General features: G+C 67.1%; 19 protein-coding genes, 1 other RNA gene and 2 pseudogenes. 14 read left to right on the plus strand and 8 right to left on the minus strand.

Annotated features, from left to right (window positions below; genetic code table 11):
- Nucleotides 1-66: 66 nt before the first annotated feature.
- A complete protein-coding gene (locus ACFQNJ_RS02845) occupies nucleotides 67-2,061 on the minus strand; it encodes an SDR family oxidoreductase (protein WP_382253697.1) in 1,995 nt (664 codons plus the stop codon).
- A 205-nt stretch (nucleotides 2,062-2,266) separates the two neighbouring features.
- On the opposite strand from ACFQNJ_RS02845, the gene ACFQNJ_RS02850 reads away from it, so the two are divergent.
- The 8 genes from ACFQNJ_RS02850 (at nucleotide 2,267) to htpX (ending at nucleotide 9,541) form a co-directional block, all read left to right on the plus strand.
- Nucleotides 2,267-2,845: a phasin family protein gene (locus tag ACFQNJ_RS02850; RefSeq protein ID WP_382254584.1), complete on the plus strand. Its 579-nt coding sequence runs from the start codon at nucleotides 2,267-2,269 to the stop codon at nucleotides 2,843-2,845.
- A gap of 125 nt (nucleotides 2,846-2,970) precedes the next feature.
- Nucleotides 2,971-4,209, plus strand: a complete 1,239-nt coding sequence (locus ACFQNJ_RS02855) for a patatin-like phospholipase family protein (RefSeq protein WP_382253699.1) — start codon at nucleotides 2,971-2,973, stop codon at nucleotides 4,207-4,209.
- A gap of 2 nt (nucleotides 4,210-4,211) precedes the next feature.
- Nucleotides 4,212-4,871 (plus strand): TetR/AcrR family transcriptional regulator, encoded by a 660-nt coding sequence (locus ACFQNJ_RS02860; RefSeq protein ID WP_374640956.1) that lies wholly within the window; start codon nucleotides 4,212-4,214, stop codon nucleotides 4,869-4,871.
- A 10-nt stretch (nucleotides 4,872-4,881) separates the two neighbouring features.
- Complete coding sequence (locus ACFQNJ_RS02865) at nucleotides 4,882-5,658, plus strand: hypothetical protein (protein ID WP_382253701.1); 777 nt, start codon at nucleotides 4,882-4,884, stop codon at nucleotides 5,656-5,658.
- A 31-nt stretch (nucleotides 5,659-5,689) separates the two neighbouring features.
- The gene (locus tag ACFQNJ_RS02870) at nucleotides 5,690-6,628 is read left to right on the plus strand and encodes a LysR substrate-binding domain-containing protein (protein WP_382253702.1); all 939 of its coding nucleotides are present in this window, start codon (nucleotides 5,690-5,692) and stop codon (nucleotides 6,626-6,628) included.
- 35 nt (nucleotides 6,629-6,663) lie between these two features.
- Nucleotides 6,664-7,710 (plus strand): dihydroorotase, encoded by a 1,047-nt coding sequence (gene pyrC, locus ACFQNJ_RS02875; RefSeq protein ID WP_382253704.1) that lies wholly within the window; start codon nucleotides 6,664-6,666, stop codon nucleotides 7,708-7,710.
- Between the two features lie 6 nt (nucleotides 7,711-7,716).
- Nucleotides 7,717-8,517 (plus strand): DUF3025 domain-containing protein, encoded by an 801-nt coding sequence (locus ACFQNJ_RS02880; protein ID WP_382253706.1) that lies wholly within the window; start codon nucleotides 7,717-7,719, stop codon nucleotides 8,515-8,517.
- 154 nt (nucleotides 8,518-8,671) lie between these two features.
- Nucleotides 8,672-9,541, plus strand: a complete 870-nt coding sequence (htpX, locus tag ACFQNJ_RS02885; RefSeq protein WP_382253708.1) for a protease HtpX — start codon at nucleotides 8,672-8,674, stop codon at nucleotides 9,539-9,541.
- Nucleotides 9,542-9,619: 78 nt separating this feature from the next.
- Here the strand turns inward: htpX and ACFQNJ_RS02890 are convergent, their stop codons facing one another.
- Nucleotides 9,620-10,132 carry a glycine zipper 2TM domain-containing protein gene (locus ACFQNJ_RS02890; protein ID WP_382253710.1) on the minus strand — a complete coding sequence of 171 codons (513 nt, stop codon included), beginning with the start codon at nucleotides 10,130-10,132 and terminating at the stop codon, nucleotides 9,620-9,622.
- A 110-nt stretch (nucleotides 10,133-10,242) separates the two neighbouring features.
- Entirely contained in the window at nucleotides 10,243-12,069 is a 1,827-nt protein-coding gene (locus ACFQNJ_RS02895; protein ID WP_382253711.1) for an NAD(P)/FAD-dependent oxidoreductase, read from the minus strand.
- Nucleotides 12,070-12,146: 77 nt separating this feature from the next.
- Here ACFQNJ_RS02895 and rnpB point away from each other — a divergent pair.
- Nucleotides 12,147-12,513: RNase P RNA component class A (gene rnpB, locus ACFQNJ_RS02900), an RNA gene on the plus strand.
- 5 nt (nucleotides 12,514-12,518) lie between these two features.
- On the opposite strand, the gene ACFQNJ_RS02905 is transcribed toward rnpB, so the two are convergent.
- The 5 genes and pseudogenes from ACFQNJ_RS02905 to ACFQNJ_RS02925 all read right to left on the minus strand — a co-directional run bounded on the left by ACFQNJ_RS02905 (nucleotide 12,519) and on the right by ACFQNJ_RS02925 (nucleotide 15,129).
- Nucleotides 12,519-12,740: a hypothetical protein gene (locus ACFQNJ_RS02905; RefSeq protein WP_382254623.1), complete on the minus strand. Its 222-nt coding sequence runs from the start codon at nucleotides 12,738-12,740 to the stop codon at nucleotides 12,519-12,521.
- Between the two features lie 45 nt (nucleotides 12,741-12,785).
- Nucleotides 12,786-12,950 (minus strand): annotated as a pseudogene (locus ACFQNJ_RS02910) (hypothetical protein); the annotation flags it as partial.
- Nucleotides 12,934-13,080: pseudogene (locus tag ACFQNJ_RS02915) on the minus strand (metallophosphoesterase family protein); the annotation flags it as partial. The pseudogenes ACFQNJ_RS02910 and ACFQNJ_RS02915, both read right to left, overlap by 17 nt.
- A gap of 8 nt (nucleotides 13,081-13,088) precedes the next feature.
- Nucleotides 13,089-13,403, minus strand: coding sequence for a c-type cytochrome (locus ACFQNJ_RS02920; protein ID WP_382253713.1), 315 nt, complete (start codon nucleotides 13,401-13,403; stop codon nucleotides 13,089-13,091).
- Nucleotides 13,404-13,407: 4 nt separating this feature from the next.
- Nucleotides 13,408-15,129, minus strand: a complete 1,722-nt coding sequence (locus ACFQNJ_RS02925) for an MBL fold metallo-hydrolase (protein ID WP_382253714.1) — start codon at nucleotides 15,127-15,129, stop codon at nucleotides 13,408-13,410.
- A 68-nt stretch (nucleotides 15,130-15,197) separates the two neighbouring features.
- Between ACFQNJ_RS02925 and dapF the strand changes: the two genes are divergently transcribed.
- The 5 genes from dapF (at nucleotide 15,198) to ACFQNJ_RS02950 (ending at nucleotide 19,464) form a co-directional block, all read left to right on the plus strand.
- Complete coding sequence (gene dapF, locus ACFQNJ_RS02930; protein WP_382253716.1) at nucleotides 15,198-16,076, plus strand: diaminopimelate epimerase; 879 nt, start codon at nucleotides 15,198-15,200, stop codon at nucleotides 16,074-16,076.
- Between the two features lie 21 nt (nucleotides 16,077-16,097).
- Entirely contained in the window at nucleotides 16,098-16,781 is a 684-nt protein-coding gene (locus tag ACFQNJ_RS02935; RefSeq protein WP_374640968.1) for a DUF484 family protein, read from the plus strand.
- A 20-nt stretch (nucleotides 16,782-16,801) separates the two neighbouring features.
- Complete coding sequence (locus ACFQNJ_RS02940; protein ID WP_382253718.1) at nucleotides 16,802-17,752, plus strand: tyrosine recombinase XerC; 951 nt, start codon at nucleotides 16,802-16,804, stop codon at nucleotides 17,750-17,752.
- Between the two features lie 65 nt (nucleotides 17,753-17,817).
- A complete protein-coding gene (locus ACFQNJ_RS02945; RefSeq protein WP_382253720.1) occupies nucleotides 17,818-18,255 on the plus strand; it encodes a DsrE family protein in 438 nt (145 codons plus the stop codon).
- A 24-nt stretch (nucleotides 18,256-18,279) separates the two neighbouring features.
- Nucleotides 18,280-19,464: a class I SAM-dependent rRNA methyltransferase gene (locus ACFQNJ_RS02950; RefSeq protein ID WP_382253722.1), complete on the plus strand. Its 1,185-nt coding sequence runs from the start codon at nucleotides 18,280-18,282 to the stop codon at nucleotides 19,462-19,464.
- The last annotated feature ends 36 nt before the right edge of the window (nucleotides 19,465-19,500 follow it).

Below are 19,500 nucleotides of genomic sequence, written 5' to 3' on the forward strand. Positions count from 1 at the left end.
TGGGCGTGTGTAGGTTGGATGCCCGAAATTGTAGGAGGACAAGCCCACCCCGCCGGGCTGGCGGCCTCAGAAGTGAATGCCGCGCATCATCTGCTGCATGGCAATCGCCTCGGGCGACAGCTGCGGCCGGGCGCCCTTCTCGCCTTTGGCGGCCGACGAGTCCGGGAACATGCGAAAGCTCGTGTTCATGATGATCTGCGCGATTCTCGGCACGAAGGCGTGCAGCACCTGGCCGGTCACGCCCAGGCGGGTGGCGATGCGCACCGGTTTGTAGATGCAGGCCTGCGCAATCATGTCTGCGGCCTCATCCGGGCTGAGGGTCGGGACGTTCTTGTAGATCTGTGTCGGTGCGATCATGGGCGTGCGCACCAGTGGCATGTTGATGGTCGTGAACGAGATGCCCTGGTCGGCAAACTCCGACGATGCGCAGCGTGTCCAGGCATCCAGCGCCGCCTTGCTGGCCACATAGGCCGAGAAGCGCGGCGCATTGGTAAGCACCCCGATCGAGCTGATGTTGACGATGTGCCCCTTGCGCTTGGTCACCATGCCCGGCAGCAGCCCCATGGTCACACGCAGGCAGCCGAAGTAGTTCAGCTGCATGGTGCGCTCGAAATCGTGGAAACGGTCGTAGCTGCTCTCGATGGCGCGGCGGATGGACCGTCCGGCGTTGTTGATGAGGAAGTCGACCCCGCCGTGGTTGGCGATCAGCAGCTGGATGAACCGGTCACAGTCGGCCATGTCGGCCAGATCGACCGGATAGGCGATGAACGCGTGCCCACGCCCCTTGGCATCGGCGCAGGCCTCGTCGAGCTTGTCCTGATCGCGCCCACAGATGATGGTGACGGCGCCGGCCTCGGCGAACTTGTGGGCCGCGGCCAGGCCGATGCCCGAACTGCCCCCGGTCACCAGCACCACCTTGCCGGCCACTGTGCCACGCAGGCTGCGGTCGATGTGCAGGTCCGGATCGAGGTGCCGTTCCCAGTAGTCCCACAGCCGCCAGGCGTAGTCCTTGAGGTTGGGGCAGGTGATGCCGCTGCCCTTGAGGGCGGCCGTGGTTTCCCGGCAGTCGAAGCGCGTCGGGTAGTTGACGAAGCTCATCATGTCCTCGGGCAGCCCGAGGTCCTGCATGATGGCCCGGTAGACGCGCCTGACCGGCGCCACGGCCATCAGCCCCTTCTTCACGCTCTTGGGAATGAAGCCGAGCAGGGCGGCGTTGACGAACAGGTTCATCCGCGGTGCGTGTGCGGCCTTGCTCAGGATGTCCAGCACGTCGCCCACCCGGTAGCCGACCGGATCGACCAGGTGAAAGCACTCGCCACCCTCGCGCCGGCCGTGGCTGATGTGATCGAGTGCCGCAACCACATAGTCCACCGGCACGATGTTGATGCGCCCGCCCTCCAGCCCCACGCTGGGCATCCACGGCGGCAGGATCTGCCGCAGGCGCTGGATCAGTTTGAAGAAGTAGTAGATGCCGTCGATCTTGTCCATCTCGCCGGTCTGGCTGTCGCCCACCACCACCGCCGGGCGGTAGACGGTCCAGGGCAGCTTGCATTCGGTGCGCACGATCTTCTCGCTCTCGTGCTTGGTGCTGAAGTAGGGGTGGTCGAGCCCCTCGGCCTCGCTGAACATGTCCTCGCGGAACACGCCCTCGTAGAGCCCCGCGGCGGCGATCGACGAGACATGGTGGAAGTGGCCCGCCCCCACCGCCTTGGCGAAATCCACGGCATGGCGGGTGCCTTCGATGTTGACCGCGACCTGGCTTTCTTCGTCGGCCTCCAGATCGTAGACCGCCGCCAGGTGGTACACATGATCGATCTGGCCCTTGAGTTGCCGCTGCACCTCGGCCGTGACGCCCAGTCGCTTGGCGGTGAGGTCCCCGAACACCGGCACGGCACGGTTGGCTGCGCTGCCCTTGAGTCCCCAGTACTCGCGCAGGCCCGCCACCTTGCCCTCGCTTTCCGGCCGGATCAGGAAATGGACCACCGACCCTTTCCGCTCCAGCAGTTTCCTGACGAGCCGCTTGCCAATGAAGCCGGTAGCACCGGTAACGAAGTACTGCATGGGAACTCTCCTGATGGCCTGGTTTGTAGGCAGCATTCTTGACGATGTCGCCGTCGATCGCCTTCCAGAGAAACCCGTGATCAAGCTTGCGAACGGTCGTACTCTTTAGTTGCGTGACCCTACAAACCCCGGGACGCTCGGCATACATTGATAAAAGCACGCAGCTGCTCAGTTGCTTTCCGCCCGTCTGTTCATGGAGCCCACGATGGTCAAGAAGATCCAGAAATCCACCGCCGCGAAGAAGTCCGCCAAATCCACCGCCACCGCTGCCGCAGGCAACGGTGCCCTCAGTGGCGCCATCCGCGAGTCGGCCCAGCAGATCTGGCTGGCGGGTCTGGGTGCTTTTTCCAAGGCGCAGGAGGAGGGCGGGAAAGTGTTCGAGACCCTGGTCAAGGAAGGCCTGACCATCCAGCGCAAGACGCAGTCGGTGGCCGAGGAACGCATCAATGAGGCCACCAGCCGCGTCAGCCACATGGCCAGCGACATCTCGTCCAAGGCCGCCGGTCAGTGGGACAAGCTGGAAACGCTGTTCGAGGAGCGGGTGGCCAAGGCGCTGGGCAAGCTCGGGGTTCCGTCAGCGCGTGACATCGAGGGCCTGCTCGAGCGCATCGACAGCCTCACCAGTCAGGTGCAGTCCCTGGGTGGTCAGCCGGCTCCTGTGCGCAAGACGGCCAAGCGCCCTGCCAGGGCAGCGGCCAAGACGCCCGTCAAGGCCGCTTCCAGTTCCGCCCCCAAGGCGGCTCCGCGCAAGGCGCCGGCCAGGAAGGTGGCCAAGCCTGCCTGAGGAAGGCCGGGTCCGCCGGGACCCGAGGAACCACCACGAAGGGGCGCCATGCGCCCCTTCGTGCATTCTGAAGCTCTGCTGCATCGCAGCATCTGCTGATCTGACAGCGCACTACACTTGACCTCATGCCCCGTACACGCCCAGGCCATCGTCCCTCTGCCGCTGCACGCCGCACGACGCCGGCGACACGGGTGGCGCTGGCTTTTGCCGGCGGCGGACCATTGGGTGCCATCTATGAGATCGGGGCGCTGTGCGCGCTCGACGACTGCCTGTCAGGTCTGCAGGTCAACCATTGCAGCCACTACGTGGGCGTGTCGGCTGGCGGATTCATCGCGGCGGGGCTGGCCAATGGGCTGACGCCCCGGCAGATGTGCCGTGCCTTCATCGACGCCAGCGATCCTGACGATCGTTTTGACCCTGCACGACTGATGACCCCGGCCTGGGGCGAGTTCTGCGCCAGAACGGCACGCCTGCCTTCGCTGCTGGGTGACGCTGCATGGGACTGGATGGTCCGCGGTCGCACGATGACGCAGGCGTTCGAGCGGCTGGGTGCTGCAATGCCCACCGGTGTGCTGGACAACGAAGACATCCACCGTCAGATCCAGGAGATGTTCAGCCGGGATGGGCGAACCAACGATTTTCGGGAGTTGCGCGCCCGCCTGACCCTGGTGGCGACCGAACTCGATACCGGAGAACCGGTGCCCTTCGGTCGGCCGGGCTGGGATCATGTGCCCATCTCCAGGGCCATTCAGGCCAGCGCGGCGCTGCCGGGCCTGTTCCCACCCGTCGAGATCAACGGCAGGCATTACGTGGATGGCGCGCTCAAGAAGACGGTTCATGCCACCGTGGCCCTGGATGAGGGGGTGGATCTGCTGATCTGCCTCAATCCCCTGGTTCCCTTCCATGCCGATCCCGCGGCCCGTGAAGAGCACCGCATTCCCTCACTGGTCGAAGGCGGCCTGCCAGCGGTCATGAGCCAGACCTTCCGCTCGATGATCCATTCGCGGCTGGCGCTGGGCTTCAAGCAGTACGAGCGCAGCTACCCGGGCACCGACTTCGTGCTGATTGAGCCGGACCACCGGGACGCCAAGCTGTTCCTGGCCAACACCTTCAGCTACCGCCAGCGGCGCGAGATGGCCGAGCATGCTTACCAGCAGACACGTCGCTGGCTTCGCCACCATCAGGCCGCGCTGCAGCCCCGGCTGGACCGGCACGGCATCGGGATGGACGAGGCGGCGCTGCGGGATCCCCACCGCTACCTGATCGACCTGGGCCCCCGGCGCACACCGGGGCCGGTCGAGCGTCTGCACGCCACCCTGGATGAACTGCAGCATCGCCTGCACGCCATGGGAGGGGCCGCCTGAGCATGCCCCGCAAAGCCCCCCGTCGCACCGCCGAACGCATTCTGGAAGTCACCCTGGAGCTGTTCAACCGCTTCGGTGAACCGAACGTGTCGACGACACTGATTTCGTCGGAATTGGGCATCAGCCCAGGCAATCTCTACTACCACTATCCCGCCAAGGATGAGCTCATCAACTCGCTGTTCGAGAAGTATGAGAAGTCCCTGGTGGACCTGCTCAACGCCAGCGATGGCGTCCGCAATGTCGAGGACGCCTGGTTCTTTCTCCATTCGCTGTTCGAGATCATCTGGGACTACCGCTTCCTGTACCGTGACCTGAACGATCTGCTGTCCAAGAACCGCTTGCTGGAGACGCGCTTTCAGGCCGTGCTGCGGCACAAGACGCGCGCCATCCGCACCATGCTGGCGGCCATGAGCCGCGCCGGGACGGTTGACATCGGTGCCAGCGAGCTGGAGCCCACCGCCAACGGCATGGTGGTGCTCCTGACCTACTGGCTCAGCTTCGAATACGTGCGCGACCCGCGCCACGCCCTGGAACCCGCCAACGCCCAGCAGGCGCTGATGCGCGGCGCGCACCACGTGCTCAACCTGCTGGCGCCCTATCTGGTGGGGGAGCAGCGCGCCCACATGCTCAAGCTGGCCGGTGCCTACCGGGCCGAGGGCTGAGGAGCGAAAGGTGAGTGCCCCCTGGACGCCCACACCCGAGGCGATTGTCGGTCGTCTGGACCCGGTCGATGTCGAACGTCGCTGGTCGCGCCTGCACGCCGGCGACGCCCTGGACAGGCCCACCGACGCAGCCTTGCTGGAGGGCTGGACCGATTACCACAATGGCCACTTCCAGCGCGCCCGTGATGCGGGGCTGCGTGCTGGCTCGGCCGGCTGGTCGCTGGCCCAGAAGGCCACCTGTGTGTATGCGGTGTATGTCGAGCCCCATGAGTCCACGCGTCTGATCCTGCTGTCCGATGTGGCCGAGCGTGCCCTGGAGCACCAGGCGCTGGATCGCCGCCAGGCGGCCGCCTGGTATTGGCAGGGTTATGCCCTGGGACGTTTCAGCCAGGGCATCAGCGTGGCCAAGGCGCTGGCGCAGGGCATCGGTGCCCGCGTGAAGGCGGCCCTGGAGCAGACAGTCACCCTGCAGCCCGCGCACGCCGACGGACATCTGGCACTGGCCTCCTTTCATGCCGAGGTCATCGACAAGGTGGGGGAGCTCATCGGGGGCATGACCTATGGCGCGCGCCGGACGGTCGGTCTGGATCACTATGAGCGTGCCGTCAGTCTGGTGCCCGACTCCCCGGTGTTTCTCTATGAACAGGCCAGCGGGCTGCTCAAGCTCGACGGCGATGGCGCCCAGGAACGGTCGATGCGGCTGCTGGAAGCCGCCGGCCAACGGGAGCCCGCCGATGCCATGGAGCGCCTGTACGTCTGCCTGGCACGGGCGGACCTGGATGCCTGACGGACAGCTTGTCACCGCATAATCGCGCGCCATGGACACCAAATGGCTGGAAGATTTCGTCAGTCTGGCTGAGACCCGCAGTTTCAGCCGCTCGGCACAATTGCGCCATGTGACGCAACCGGCGTTTTCACGGCGCATCCAGTCGCTGGAGGCCTGGGCCGGCACCGACCTGGTCGACCGTTCCTCGTACCCCACGCGCCTGACCCCCGCCGGGCAGACGCTGTACGAACAGTCCCTGGAAATGCTGCAGGCCCTGCAGAACACCCGGGCCATGCTGCGGGCCCACACGGCCGCCGCCCAGGACGTGATCGAGTTCGCCGTGCCGCACACGCTGGCCTTCACCTTCTTTCCCTCCTGGCTCTCCGAGCTGCGCGAGACCTGCGGTCCCGTCAAGACCCGGCTGATCGCGCTGAACGTGCACGACGCCGTGATGCGCCTGGTCGAAGGCAGCTGTGATCTGCTGATCGCCTATCACCATCCTGCGCAGCCCATTCAGCTGGACGCGCAGCGCTACGAGATGCTGCCGCTGGGCCAGGAAAGTCTGGCCCCGTACGTGCGTCCCGACGGCGATGGCGAGCCCCTGTTTCGCCTGCCGGGCACGCCCGCCCATCCCTTGCCTTACCTGGCCTATGCGCCAGGTGCCTACCTCGGCCGGGTGGTGGACGACATGCTGCGCCAGACCGGCACGCCCGCCCATCTGGACCGCCAGTACGAAACCGACATGGCCGAGGGGCTGAAAGCCATGGCCCTGGAAGGTCATGGCGTGGCCTTCCTGCCGTCGAGCGCCGTGCGCCGGGAATTGCGTTCGCGGCGCCTGGTGTCTGCCGGCGCGGACTTCTCCACCACCCTGGACATCCGCCTCTACCGCCAGATCAGCCCGACAGGGTCCTCGCGCCAGAAGCGGGCCGTCGACCAGTTCTGGCAGCAGCTGCAGAGGCGTCTGGCGCCGGCCGCGCCCACGCGATCCTGAGGGCCTTACCGCCCGGTATTTGCGACAATCAGGGCATGAACGCCCCTGCCGCCCAGACCCTGACCCTCGCCCGCCCCGACGACTGGCACCTGCACGTGCGCGACGGTGCCGCCCTGCACACCGTCGTGCCGCACACCGCCGCCCAGTTCGGTCGCGCCATCATCATGCCCAACCTCAAGCCGCCGGTGACCACCGCGGCCCAGGCCATGGCCTACGCCGAGCGCATCCGCGCCGCCGTGCCCGCGGGCATGAGCTTCGAGCCGCTGATGACGCTGTACCTGACCGACAACCTGCCGGCCGACGAAATCGCGCGGGCCAAGGACGCCGGCGTGGTGGCCTGCAAGCTCTACCCGGCCGGCGCCACCACCAACAGCGACGCGGGCGTGACCGACATCCGCAAGACCTACCGGACGCTGGAAGCCATGCAGAAGGCTGGTGTGCTGCTGCTGGTGCACGGCGAAGTGACCAGCCCGGATATCGACCTGTTCGACCGAGAGGCGGTGTTCATCGAACAGCAGCTGGCGCCGCTGCGCAAGGACTTTCCGGGCCTGAAGATCGTGATGGAGCACATCACGACCAAAGAAGCCGCGCAGTACTTGGCCGAGGCCGACGCCCACCTGGGGGCCACCATCACCGCCCACCACCTGCTCTACAACCGCAACGCCATCTTCACCGGCGGCATCCGCCCGCATTTCTACTGCCTGCCCGTACTCAAGCGCGAGACTCACCGGCAGGCGCTGGTCGCTGCAGCCACCAGCGGCAACCCCAAGTTCTTTCTGGGCACCGACAGCGCGCCGCATCCGGCCCACCTGAAAGAACACGCCACCGGCTGTGCCGGCTGCTACACCGCACACGCGGCGATCGAGATGTATGCCGAGGCCTTCGAGGCCGCCGGCGCGCTCGACAAGCTCGAGGGCTTTGCCAGCTTCTTTGGTGCCGACTTCTACGGCTTGCCGCGCAACACCGGCACCATCACCCTGCGCAAGGAAAGCTGGACCCCGCCCGAGAGCTTTGCTTTCGGCGATGCGGAGCTCAAGCCATTGCGGGCCGGCGAGGCATTGCCCTGGCGGCTGGTGGGCTGAGCGCGCATGTGCGCCGTCGACACTGCCGTCGCCGGCTGGCCAACGCCTGACTGGGCCCAACCCTGGAATGCGCCTTTTGCGCAGGAGGGTGCCGCGGTGCGCGCCGCCTGTGAGGCGGGAGCCGGGCTGCCGCAGGCGCTGACGCAGCTCGCCGGCGCGACCGGGCCCCGCTTCGTGCCGCAGGCCGACTTGCCCGCTGGCATGGCCTATGAGCAGTTCATTTTCGAGACCGGCAGCGTGCCCACCCGCGAAGGCCTTCACGACTTCTTCAACGGGCTGGTCTGGATGCGCTTTCCCGCCACCAAGCGCCTGCTCAACCGCTTGCAGGCCGCCGAGATTGCCCAGGCCGGCGTCGGGCAGGTGAGGGGGCCGGTGCGCGACGCCATCACCCTGTTCGATGAGAACGCCGTCCTCCTGCAGGCGCCCGACGAGATCTGGCAGGCCCTGCTGGCGCGCCAATGGCAACAGTTGTTCGTGACCTTGCGGCCGCTGTGGTCAGAGGCGCGGCTGGTGTTGTTTGGCCATGCCCTGCTGGAAAAGCTGGTTCTGCCCTACAAGTCCATCACCGGACACGTCTTCCGGGAGCCGGTGCCGCCCGGGCTGGGTGGCGATCCGGCCGCCTGGGACCCCTGGCTGGCGTCCCGTCTGACGGCGCCTGGCCTGGCGGCCAAACCGTTCACGCCGCTGCCCGTCTTGGGGGTGCCTGGCTGGTGGCCGGCCAACCAGGATCCTGACTTCTACGACGATGCTGATGTCTTTCGGCCTCAACGGATTCGGCCGGTAGGCCAGCGACACGCCAGCGCCTGAACCCTTCGCAGGAAAGGTCTTGTTTTTTCGAAATCTGCACACACCTGTTTCCCGTTAATATTGTCGGTCCCGGGGCGGCGACGGAACCTCCGTCCAGGCGAAGGGTCCGATCACCACCACACGGATCCACCCATCCGGGAACACTGGAGTCACCATGAAACGCATTTTTCTGTTTGTTCTGACCAACGTCGCCGTGATGGCGGTGCTGCTGGTCACCACCCGCCTGCTGGGGGTTGACCGGTTCCTGACGGCCAACGGCCTGAACATGGGCGCGCTGGCCGTGTTCTCCCTGGTCATGGGCTTTGGTGGCGCGACCATCTCGCTGCTGATGAGCAAGACCATGGCCAAGATGAGCACGGGTGCGCGCGTCATCAGCCAGCCGCAGACCGCCGACGAAGCCTGGATCGTCCAGACCGTCCAGAAGTTTGCCGAGAAGGCCGGCATCGGCATGCCCGAGGTCGCCATCTACGAGGGTGAGCCCAACGCCTTTGCGACCGGCGCCTTCAAGAACTCGGCGCTGGTGGCGGTGTCCACGGGCCTGCTGCAGAACATGACGCGTGAAGAGGTCGAGGCGGTGATCGGCCATGAGGTGGCCCACGTCGCCAACGGCGACATGGTCACCATGACCTTGATCCAGGGCGTGATGAACACCTTCGTCGTGTTCTTCAGCCGAATCATCGGCTACGCGGTGGACAGCTTCCTGCGCCGGGGCGACAGCGAGAACAGCGGCCCTGGCATCGGCTACATGGTCACCACCATCGTGATGGACATCATCCTGGGCTTCCTGGCTGCCATCATCGTGGCCTGGTTCAGCCGCCAGCGTGAGTTCCGAGCCGACGCCGGTGCCGCCCAGCTGATGGGTCGCAAGCAGCCGATGATCAACGCCCTGGCCCGCCTGGGCGGCCTGACCCCGGGCGAGTTGCCCAAGACCATGCAGGCCATGGGCATCGCCGGCGGTCTGGGCAAGCTGTTCTCGACCCACCCGCCGATGGAAGAGCGCATCGCCGCCTTGCAGAAGCTGTGATTGCCCACCCGCTCAGCGGGCAAGGTAAAGGGCGCCTGTTCAGGCGCCCTTTCTTTTTTGTGTGGGGGAGGCGGGTCTTCAGCGCCAGCCGTTTTCCCAGTGGCCGTGGCCACCTCCGATGCGCACGAAGCGGCCGGGGTCGTGGTCCATGCGGGTGGTGTGGTGGCGACCCCGGTACCGGTAGGTCACGTCGTAGCCGACGGTGCGCGTCTCGTAGCGGGTTTGGGTGTGGCAGCGGGTCACCGTCTCGGCGCCGTGGCGCTGATGACGCCCCTCGATGTGGTTGCCCAGCACGGCACCCCCCACCAGGCCCACCGCGGTGGCGATGGCGCGGCCGCTGCCATCACCGACGGTGTTGCCGATGGCGCCGCCCGCCAGTCCACCGATCAGGGCGCCGGCCCCGCTGGTGCGGGCCGGCCGGCTGACCACATGGTCCTGACACACCTGATGAGGCACCGCCACCTGCTGCACCACGGGCACGCTGCGGATCACGCGGGCGCGGTCATTCCCTGCGTGGGCCAGCCCGGCCGTGCCCAAGGCCAGAGAGCCCAGCAGGATCGTGGCAAGAGAGGTCTGGATGCGTCGTGACATGAAAGTCTCCTGGATGGAAAGGAGCCTCCAGCATGCCGACCGTCCGTCAACGCCGAACCCAGGCCGGGTAAAGCTGAGCGGCAGCTTGTAACCAGCCGTGTGGTGGGCCTTCAGGCCTGGGCCAGGATGCTGCGCGCCACGGCCTCGGCCACCTTGATGCCATCGACGCCGGCCGACAGGATGCCGCCGGCATAGCCGGCGCCTTCGCCCGCCGGATACAGGCCGGCGGTGTTCAGGCTCTGGTAGTCATCACCCCGGGTGATGCGCAGGGGTGACGAGGTCCGGGTTTCGACGCCGGTGAGTACGGCGCCGGGCATGTCGTAACCGCGGATCTTGCGACCGAACACCGGCAGGGCTTCCCGCATCGCCTCGATGGCGTAATCGGGCAGCGAAGGCGCGAGATCACCCAGGTGGACACCGGGACGGTAGGACGGCTGAACCTCGGCCAGGGCGGTGGAGGGACGGCCGGCCAGGAAGTCACCCACCAGTTGTCCGGGGGCTTCGTAGGTGCCACCGCCCAGCTGGTAGGCGCGAGACTCCAGCTCCCGTTGCAGCACGATGCCGGCCAGCGGATGGACCTGCCCCTGTGCCTTGAGCGCCTGGGCCTGCTCGGCGTAGCGAGGGCCGTCGGATTCACCGAAAGCCGCGACCCACAAGGGCAAGTCCTGCGGAAACCGGGTGGGGAAGTCGACCGGCTCGATGCCCACCACCATGCCGGCATTGGCATTGCGTTCGGCGCGCGAGTACTGGCTCATGCCGTTGGTCACGACACGGCCGGGTTCGGACGTGGCCGCGACCACGGTGCCGCCCGGGCACATGCAGAAGCTGTAGACGGCACGGCCGTTCTTCGCGTGATGCACCAGCTTGTAGTCGGCCGCGCCCAGCAGCGGGTGGCCGGCGTGCCGTCCCCAGCGCGCCCGGTCGATCACGCTCTGCGGGTGCTCGATGCGAAAGCCCACCGAAAAGGGTTTGGCCTCCAGGAAGACGCCGGCGTCGTGCAACAGGGCGAAGGTGTCGCGCGAACTGTGACCGAGCGCGAACACCGCGCGCTTGGCCGGAAGTTCGAGCGTCTCGCCCGTGTCCAGCCGCTGCACGCGCAGGCCGGTCAGGCGCTGCTGGCCGTCGGCTTCTGGCGCCAGCGACACGCCCACCACCTGCTGCTGGAATCGGATCTCACCACCGAGGGCGACGATTTTCTCGCGCATGGCTTCAACCACCTTCACCAGCTTGAAGGTGCCGATGTGCGGGTGGGCCTGGTACAGGATCTCGGGCGGTGCGCCGGCGTCGACGAACTCCTGCATCACCTTGCGGCCGAGAAAGCGCGGATCCTTGATCTGGCTGTAGAGCTTGCCGTCAGAGAACAGCCCGGCGCCGCCTTCGCCATATTGCACGTTGCTCTGCGGGTTGAGCACCTTCTTGCGCCACAGACCCCAGGTGTCCTTGGTGCGTTCACGCACCGGCTTGCCCCGCTCCAGCACGATGGGGCGCATACCCATCTGGGCCAGCGCCAGTGCAGTGAACAGCCCGCAGGGTCCCAGTCCCACGACCACTGGGCGGTCGGCTTCGTCGGCCGGCCAGCCCTCGGGGGCATGCCCGGGTGGTTGCCAGGTCATGTCGGGGGTGGGCTGGACGTGAGGGTGCTTCTCGTGTCGGGCCAGCAGTGCGGGCTCCTGCCCGGGGTCGGCCAGCGTGACATCGACGATGTAGACGGCCAGAAGATCGGCCTTGCGAGCGTCAAAGCTGCGTTTGAACACCTGCAGGTCGGCAATCGCCTCGGGCCCGATGCCCAGGGCCTGCGCGGCCAGACGGCGCAAGGCTTCGACCGGGTGCGGGGGCGGCAGCCGGTCCTCGTCGGTTTCGGTGGGGGCGTCGGCGGCGCGGCGGTGCTCGAAGGGCACCTCGCCCAGGGGAAGTTTGAGTTCTGCGATGCGGATCATGGTCGTGGGGCTTGTGGTGATCAAGCAAGGACGTCCGGTTCTGCGGCCGGATCGGCAAACACCGATAATACTGGTGTGAAGCGTGCCAGGCCGTCGCTGGTGCAACCTCGCAAGAGGACCCGAAAGGGAGCACTGGAGGAACGTCCGGACTGCACAGGACAGCGTAGGAGGTAACACCTCTCCACCGACAAGTCGCAAGACCCTAAGGTGAGGATCAGAGCAACAGAGACGAGTCCGGTGGGAGTGCCGCAAGGCAGACCAGCCGGGGTGAAACGGGCAATCTCTACGCGCAGCAATACCAAATAGGCCAGCGTTGACGTGGCTCCGCGGAGCTGGCGGGTAGGTAGCACCGAGCCGGGTGGGTGACCCCCGGCCCAGAGGAATGACGGTCACATCCGGGGCGACCCGGATGCACAGAATCCGGCGTATCGGCGCGCTTCACACTTTATTCATCGCAGCGCGTAACCGGTGGACAGGGGCACGGCCCAGTCATCCCGGCCATGGCGGTGCGCCAGTTCCGCCATGGATCGAAAGTCGTAGGACACGGCCAGGAGTTCGGCGGACCAGTCGCCTTCATCACCCCGCTCGGCGATCGCGTAGCGTGCGTCCGGACTGCCGTTGTCCACCCAGTGCGGGTAAGGGTGATCGTCGTCGTAGCCGGGCAGGCCCACACTGCCGGGGTTGATCAGCAGGCAGCCGTCCGGCGCGCGCAGGGCGCGTGGAACGTGGCTGTGCCCGCAGGCGATCAGGCGGGCAGGGGTGTCGCCTCGTCGTTCGGCAATCTCCTGAGCTGAGGCCAGCCGGATCCAGCAGTTGCCGCTCGTGGTTGCCGCCCAGGTGCAGCCAGTCCTGTTCCATGAGGAACCGCGCCGTCTCCTCAGGTTGCAGAGGGCCGCTGAGGCTGTCGCCCAGGTTGATGACCCGGTCCACGCGGCGCCGCGCGATGTCTGCCACTACCGCCTGCAGCGCGGGCAGATTGCCGTGGATGTCAGAGACGAAGGCGATGCGCATCACAGTCCTTACCGGCCGCCGTCGACGAGCCAGCGAACGAAGTGTTCGGCCTCCTCGGCGCTGAGTCGCTCGTGGGCGGGTACACCGCCGAAGAGATGGTGTTCTCGCAGATGGGCGGACAGGCGCAGGATCTCGGTTTCCTGGCCCCGGAATTTCGCGTACTCCCTGGCCAAATCGGGGATGGTTGGTGCTCGCCCACGTGGCGGGTTCCCATGGCAGGTCAGACACCCCTTGTCCAGCGCCAGGTTCATGCTGGCATGGGCAGGCAGCGATGGGCTTCCGATGAGCAGGACGCTGCACAAGGCGGCCAGCGCGTGTTTCATGGGATCAGCCGTTGAACGCACCCAGACTCTGGATGCGTTCGACATGCGCCAGCATCGAGCGCTTGGCCACCGGCCACAGCCGCTCAGGCACGTCGTCATAGGCCAGGGCCACCCAATCGTCCATGGTGCCGTCCGGGCGCGTGCGCATGGCGGCAGCGACCTTGGCTTCGCGCGCCAGCCGGTGTGCCTTCAGGTGCGCGATCGCGGCGCGGGCACCGCCGTGCAACGGCGCGCTCGGGTTGTCCGCACTTCGCGGCAGGTCACCGAGCACATACCCGTGGGCAGGCAGGATGAAGTTCACGTCGTGCTGCTCGCACAGGCGGTCGAGCTTGTCCAGGGACTCCAGGTAGTCGCCCATGTGTCCGTCGGGTGGGTCGATGACGGTGGTGCTGCCGTTGAGGATGTGGTCGCCCGAGAACAGCAGGCCGTCTTCCTCGAGGATCAGGCACAGGTGGTTGGCGGCATGGCCGGGGGTGTGGACCACCCGAAGCGTGTGACGGACTTCGCCCTCACCCGACGTGCCCACCAGTTCGATGCGCTCGCCGTCGGCCAGCACTCGCTCCGGCACGAAATGGCTGTGCACGCGCGCGGTGCTCGCGCTGGGCAGGCCCAGTATCGGCGGTGGCGGCGAGCCGGCGCGTGTGCACAGGGACTGCAGCCGTGGCGCCCCCGGGGAATGGTCCGGATGCGAGTGGGTGCAGACGATGGCGCGGATGTCACCACCGGTGGCCCGCCACAGCCGCTCGATGTGCTCGGGTTCATCCGGCCCGGGGTCGATCACGACATGGCCGCAGGCCGGATCGCCCACCACATAGCTGTTGGTGCCGGGGCCGGTCATCATGCCCGGGTTGGGGGCCGTCAGTCGCTGGACATGGCGCAGCAAGGGGACTGGCCGCTCGGTCTGCCAGGCCAGTTCGTGCACGATGCGGCCGTCCGGGCAGACCAGCGCGAGCTCGCCAAAGGGCTGCTCGTGCTCCATGTGGCGCGATTCCTTGCCGTGCATCAGACCCGCGCGCGGACAACTGGTGAACAGCGGTTCGTCGTTGACCGCACAGGCATCGAGCACCGATTGCACGCTGGGGTAAGCCTGAAGCCGTTCCAGGGTGCGGATCGTCGGGAAGATGATGAAGAAGTTGCCCGCCGCGTGCCTGGCCAGGGCCTCGGCCGGGCGGATCCAGACGGGTTCAAACTGCTCCGATTCGTCGGCCACCGGCTCTTGCCCTTCGGGCATCCGCGCCACCAGGAAGGGCACATCAAAGCGCCGGGGCAGGTCGCGGTCGGTGATCCAGTGGGCCAGCACGAACACCTCGTCGGCGGCCAGCTGCAGGCCCTGGGAGCTGCACTGGGCGGCGAACGGTGCCTGGCGGTCGAGCCGGGCCACATCGCTGACGTCGGCCATCCGGCCATCGCTTCGCCGGGCCAGCAGGACGCCCAGCTCCTCGAAGCTCTCGCGGATGGCGGCAATCGCCTGGGTGAGATGCAGGTCCGATTGCGACGGGCGTCGCCGGGCGAGGGCGTGCGACTGACTGTCTGCCGCGTCGATGCCCCCTCCGGGGAACACATAGGCGCCGGGTGCGAAGCTGGCGGTCATCGATCGGCGCGTCATCAGCACCTCGATGCCCGGATGGGCTGGGTCGGCGCTGTCGCGCAGCAGCAGGACGGTGGCGGCCGGGCGTACCGGGGCCACCGGACGGGTTTCGTGAAGGAGTTGGGCGGGGCGGACCATGCAGCCATTGTGCGACAGGCCTGGCAGGGGTGTGCAGCACCTGGGCGACGCTGGCCGATAATCCCGCCATGCGGATCCGATTTACCAAGATGCAAGGCGCGGGCAACGATTTTGTCGTGCTCGACGAAACCCGCGGCCGCCTGGGCCTGAGCGCGGCGCAGTACCGCTGGCTGGCCGATCGCCATTTCGGGGTGGGTGCCGACCAGATCCTGACCGTCCGCCCCTCGCCGGCCCCGGGGCTGGATTTCGAATACGTCATCCACAACGCCGATGGTGGCGAGGTCGAGCACTGCGGCAATGGCGCGCGCTGCTTCGTGCGCTATGTGACGGACAAGCGCCTGACCGACCGCAATCCGGTGCGGGTCAAGGTCCGCAATGGCCAGATCAGCCTGGCCCTGGATCCGGACGGCCGGGTGACCGTGGACATGGGGGCACCTGTGTTCGATCACGCACGCGTGCCGTTTGACGGCAGCGGGCTCACCCCGGATCGCAAGCTGGCCTGGGAACGCTGGCCATTGCCGCTGGCCGGTGCCGAGTCCGCGCCGGTCGCGGTGGTGTCCATGGGCAATCCCCATGCGGTGCTGCTGGTGGACGATGTGGACCTGGCGCCGGTGGCATCCTGGGGCCCCCAGATCGAGCGACACGTCCGTTTTCCGGCCCGCGTGAATGCGGGCTTCCTTCAGGTGGTCTCCCGTCGCGAGGTCAGGCTTCGCGTGTTCGAGCGCGGCGTGGGCGAAACCCTGGCCTGTGGCACCGGTGCCTGCGCGGCCGTGGTGGCCGGCATCCGCCTGGGTCTGCTGGATGCACGCGTGGATGTGCACACGCGGGGCGGCGTGCTGACCATCGCCTGGCAGGATACACCCGCTCACGATGCGCCGGTCATGATGACCGGCCCGGCCACCACCGTATTCGAGGGTGAGGTCGATGTGCCCGACGACCTGGCCTGAACCTTCACACCGGACTGATCCATGACCGCTGCTTCCATTCCTCCGATCACCGAAGACGACATCGCCAATTACCTGCTGAACACGCCGGATTTCTTCGAGCGCCATGCCACGGTGCTGGCGGCGGTTCAGCTGACCAGTCCGCATGGCAACCGGGCGGTTGGCCTGCAGGAACGCCAGGCCGAGCTGCTGCGCGAGAAGATCAAGGGGTTGGAACTCAAGGCGGCCGAGATGATCCGGCACGGACAGGAGAACTCGGCCATTGCGGACCGTCTGCAGCGCTGGACCCTTCAGCTGCTTTGGACCCGCGACACCCGTGAGTTGCCCGAGGTGGTGGTGCGGGAGATCTCGTCGCAGTTCGGCGTGCCCCAGGTGGCCATCCGTCTGTGGGGGGTATTGCCCGATTTCGCCGGCGAAGCCTATGCCCAGGGCGCGTCGGAGGACGCACAGACGTTCGCCGCCTCTTTGAGCAAACCTTACTGTGGCGCCAACCCGGGACTGGAAGCGGCCCAGTGGCTGGTCCAGCCTCAGGCGGCGCAGTCGCTTGCGCTCATCCCCCTGCGGGCAGAGGCGGGAGCGCCGGTGTTCGGTCTGCTGGTGCTGGCCTCCGATGATCCCGGGCGCTTCGTCGCCCACATGGGCACCGAGTTTCTGGAGCGCATTGGCGAACTGACCAGTGCCTCCCTGTCGCGTCTGCTGCCGGCCTGATGGCCGGAGGGCCCGCTGTCATGGCAACGGGACAGGCCCCTGATGACGATGACACGGCGCTGATCCAGGCTTACCTGTCGCATCTGCGCGTCCACAAGCGGCTGGCCGATCGCACGCTGGCCCTGTACACCGCCGACATGGAGCGTCTGCGCCAGCAGGTGCAGGCACAGGGCATCGGTCTGCGTGATGTCGGCAGCCACCATGTGCGCCAGTGGGTGGCCCGCATGCACGCTGGCGGGCGATCACCGCGGGGGATCGCGCTGATCCTGTCTGGCTGGCGTGGCTTCTATGCCTGGCTGGGCCGTGAAGGGCTGGTCAAGGTCAATCCGGTGGTCGATGTGCGGGCGCCCAAGGCCCCCAAGCCCTTGCCCAAGGCACTCGGCGTCGACGATGCCGTCCGGCTGGCGTCCCATGCCGACACCGACGAGGACCCGGTCCGCGAGGCCAGGGATGCCTGCATCACCGAACTGCTGTACGGGTGCGGCTTGCGCATCGGCGAACTGGTGGGGCTGGACATCAGCGCGGCGGGAGACGCCCGCGGGTGGATCGATCTGGATGACGCGGTGGCCCATGTGCTGGGCAAGGGGTCCAAGCGCCGCAGCGTCCCGGTGGGCACGGCGGCCCTGGCGGCGGTGCGGCAGTGGCTGCTCGCGCGAGAAGCATGGGCGGCGGGCGATCCGGCGATGTTCATTAACCCCCGCGGTGGCCGTCTGACGCCCCAGCACATCCGCTTGCGCCTGCGCCGCCGGTCTGCACAGGCCGGGTTGGCCACGCCGGTGCATCCCCACATGCTGCGTCACTCCTATGCCAGCCATGTGCTGCAATCCAGCGGGGACCTGCGGGCCGTGCAGGAGCTGCTGGGGCACGCCAGTATCAGCACCACGCAGGTCTATACCCGACTGGACTACCAGCACCTGGCCCGCGTGTACGATGCCGCCCACCCGCGCGCCGGTCGTCGGAACAAGGGATAACCCCGGTGCCGAAACGGCGCAGTCTGCAAAATCATTTCATAAGCAATTACTTTTCGGAGATGACCATGTCCCGTTTTCTGCTGGCCTGCAAGGCCGTAATCCTGTCCTTTTTTGTTGTCTCGGCGATGCCATCGGTGGCGGCCGATGACGTCATCAAGACCGTCTATCACATGAGCGAGGGCATTCCCCAGGCCTCGCGCGCGATGAACAACATCCGCAACCACCTGGCGGCCGACCCCAAGGCCAAGATCGTGGTCGTGACTCATGGCCTGGGCATCGACTTCCTGCTCGAAGGCGCGACCAACCAGATGGAGCAACCGTTTGCCGGCGCCATCGCCGATCTGGCCAGCAAGGGCGTGGAGTTCCGGGTCTGCAACAACACCCTGGTCTCGCGCAAGATCGACGCCAGCAAGGTGGCCATGGAAGCCAAGGTGGTGCCCTCGGGCGTGGCCGAGGTCGCCAAGCTGCAGGCCAGGGAAGGCTTCGTCTACCTGCGTCCCTGAACGCCGTGGGGGCACAATCCCCCCATGAAATCCATTCGACTCAAGCCCGGCAAGGAGAGATCGCTCCTGCGCCGGCACCCCTGGGTGTTCGACGGTGCGGTGGCGCGCGGCTCGGCCGATCCCGGTGAGACTGTCCGCATCGACAGCCACGAAGGCGAGTTTCTCGCCTGGGGTGCGTACTCGCCGGCCTCGAAGATCCGGGTGCGCGCCTGGAGCTTCGAGCAGGCCCAGCGCATCGACGCCGCCTTCTTTCGCGACACCTTGCGCCGGGCCATCGCCTTGCGGGAGCGCATGGGCATCGCCAGCAACGGCCTGCGTCTGGTTCATGGCGAGAGCGATGGCCTGCCCGGTCTGGTGGTCGATCGTTACGGCGATACCCTGGTCGCGCAGTTCGGTGCTGCCGGTGTCGAGCGCTGGAAGGACGTGATCGCCGATGCGCTGCTGGACATCACCGGCTGTCCGCGCCTTTACGAGCGATCCGACGCGAGCGCCCGGGCGCTGGAAGGTCTGCCCGAGGTCACCGGCTGGTTGCGCGGCGACGGTCCGACCGCCTTCGAGCTGCAGGAACACGGCTGGCGGCTGGGGCTGGACATTGCGCTGGGCCACAAGACCGGCTACTACCTCGACCAGCGGGACAGCCGCCTGGCCCTGCACGAGTACACCCGCCGCCTGGGCTTTGGTCAGGTGCTCAACTGTTTCAGCTACACCGGCGGCTTCTCGGTGGCCGCGCTGGCCGGCGGTGCTGGGCACGTCACCTCCATCGATTCCTCCGGCCCGGCGCTCGAGCAGGCCCGGGTCAACCTGACGCTCAACGGTCTGGACGAGTCCCGGGCCACCTTCCTGGACGCCGACGTCAATGCCAGTCTGCGCCGCTTTGTCGCCGAAGGCCGGCAGTTCGATGCCATCGTGCTGGACCCGCCCAAGCTGGCCCCCACCGCCGCCCACGCCGAGCGCGCCGCGCGGGCCTACAAGGACATCAACCGGCTGGCCTTCAAGCTGCTGCCACCGGGCGGGGTGCTGTTCACTTTCTCCTGTTCCGGGGGCATCGGGGTGGAGCTGTTCCACAAGATCGTGGCTTCCGCCGGCGTCGACGCGGGGGTGGATGCCGCCATTCTGGGGCGTCTGGGGGGCGCCTGCGATCACCCGATGACGGTCACGTTCCCCGAGGGTGAATACCTCAAGGGACTGATCCTGATGAGGAAGCTCTGACGCACCCGTCACGCGTTTGGTCTACACTCGCCGGCT

This window comes from Hydrogenophaga bisanensis, assembly GCF_042665135.1.
Classification (GTDB): Bacteria; Pseudomonadota; Gammaproteobacteria; order Burkholderiales; family Burkholderiaceae_C; genus Hydrogenophaga; species Hydrogenophaga bisanensis.

Bases quoted from the DNA above. Each gene is read 5' to 3' on its own strand.
- ACFQNJ_RS02920 (WP_382253713.1), bottom strand. From the start codon at position 13,403: ATGAAACACGCGCTGGCCGCCTTGTGCAGCGTCCTGCTCATCGGAAGC.
- ACFQNJ_RS02850 (WP_382254584.1), top strand. From the start codon at position 2,267: ATGGTCAAGAAGATCCAGAAATCCACCGCCGCGAAGAAGTCCGCCAAA.
- ACFQNJ_RS02870 (WP_382253702.1), top strand. From the start codon at position 5,690: ATGGACACCAAATGGCTGGAAGATTTCGTCAGTCTGGCTGAGACCCGC.
- dapF (WP_382253716.1), top strand. From the start codon at position 15,198: ATGCGGATCCGATTTACCAAGATGCAAGGCGCGGGCAACGATTTTGTC.
- ACFQNJ_RS02890 (WP_382253710.1), bottom strand. From the start codon at position 10,132: ATGTCACGACGCATCCAGACCTCTCTTGCCACGATCCTGCTGGGCTCT.
- ACFQNJ_RS02860 (WP_374640956.1), top strand. From the start codon at position 4,212: ATGCCCCGCAAAGCCCCCCGTCGCACCGCCGAACGCATTCTGGAAGTC.
- ACFQNJ_RS02935 (WP_374640968.1), top strand. From the start codon at position 16,098: ATGACCGCTGCTTCCATTCCTCCGATCACCGAAGACGACATCGCCAAT.
- ACFQNJ_RS02880 (WP_382253706.1), top strand. From the start codon at position 7,717: ATGTGCGCCGTCGACACTGCCGTCGCCGGCTGGCCAACGCCTGACTGG.
- pyrC (WP_382253704.1), top strand. From the start codon at position 6,664: ATGAACGCCCCTGCCGCCCAGACCCTGACCCTCGCCCGCCCCGACGAC.
- ACFQNJ_RS02950 (WP_382253722.1), top strand. From the start codon at position 18,280: ATGAAATCCATTCGACTCAAGCCCGGCAAGGAGAGATCGCTCCTGCGC.
- ACFQNJ_RS02895 (WP_382253711.1), bottom strand. From the start codon at position 12,069: ATGATCCGCATCGCAGAACTCAAACTTCCCCTGGGCGAGGTGCCCTTC.
- ACFQNJ_RS02940 (WP_382253718.1), top strand. From the start codon at position 16,802: ATGGCAACGGGACAGGCCCCTGATGACGATGACACGGCGCTGATCCAG.
- ACFQNJ_RS02845 (WP_382253697.1), bottom strand. From the start codon at position 2,061: ATGCAGTACTTCGTTACCGGTGCTACCGGCTTCATTGGCAAGCGGCTC.
- ACFQNJ_RS02945 (WP_382253720.1), top strand. From the start codon at position 17,818: ATGTCCCGTTTTCTGCTGGCCTGCAAGGCCGTAATCCTGTCCTTTTTT.
- htpX (WP_382253708.1), top strand. From the start codon at position 8,672: ATGAAACGCATTTTTCTGTTTGTTCTGACCAACGTCGCCGTGATGGCG.
- ACFQNJ_RS02925 (WP_382253714.1), bottom strand. From the start codon at position 15,129: ATGGTCCGCCCCGCCCAACTCCTTCACGAAACCCGTCCGGTGGCCCCG.
- ACFQNJ_RS02855 (WP_382253699.1), top strand. From the start codon at position 2,971: ATGCCCCGTACACGCCCAGGCCATCGTCCCTCTGCCGCTGCACGCCGC.